Here is a 767-nt window from a genome sequence, read left to right as displayed (position 1 = left end):
TTGCACAAAGATTTGAAATGCAAAGCGCCCCTAATTGAGCCAAATTTAAGGCGTAACTTGGGTAAGTGGTCGACCTAATTCCGTAAATCTGTTAAGGACTGCTACACGTGCATGGATCTCATTCACTTGGCTATCAAAACTCCTTGCACTGAGTTTATCTCCTAATAATTTGATGCAATGCATCTTAGTTTCAACCAAACTTCGCCGATGATAGCCTGACCATTTTTTCCATAGTGTCCTGCCTAAACGTTTAATTGTTCGAAGTAATTCATTTCGCTCTAGCGAGCTACTCTTTGTATCTTTCCATGGTTTCGCATTTTTTCTAGGTGGAATCACCGCATGCGCTTGCCGATCTGCAATGACCTGACGGCATTGCTTGGTGTCATAAGCTCCATCGGTATAAACAGAGTCAATCCGCTCATCTTGTGGAATCTGATTAAGTAAATCACCAAGCACCTGTGAATCACTGACATTATTGGTTGTAAGCTGAACTGCTCGTATTTGTAGGGTTTTAGCATCTATACCAATATGAAGTTTACGCCATTGGCGACGATATTCAGGTCCATGTTTCTTGCGTTTCCATTCGCCCTCACCTAGAAACTTCATGCCTGTAGAGTCCATGAGTAGATGCAGCCCATCGCTACTTTTTTGGTAGCTGATTACAATATCAATATGCTTTTGTCTTCTACAAAGCGTGGTGTACGAATATCACTGATATTCGGGGCTGCTCATCCGCAAAGTTTAATCAGACTTTGCACAAAGCCAGT

The 767-nt window shown here is 42.1% G+C and carries 1 pseudogene; it reads right to left on the bottom strand.

Annotated features, from left to right (window positions below):
- Positions 1-45 precede the first annotated feature (45 nt).
- A pseudogene (locus tag BKE30_RS15625) lies at positions 46-767 on the bottom strand (IS5 family transposase); the annotation flags it as partial.

It is taken from the genome of Alkanindiges hydrocarboniclasticus, from assembly GCF_001982605.1.
GTDB lineage: Bacteria > Pseudomonadota > Gammaproteobacteria > Pseudomonadales > Moraxellaceae > Alkanindiges > Alkanindiges hydrocarboniclasticus.
The sequence above is the reverse complement of the archived record's forward strand: the minus strand, read 5'-3'. Positions and strand labels throughout refer to the sequence as shown.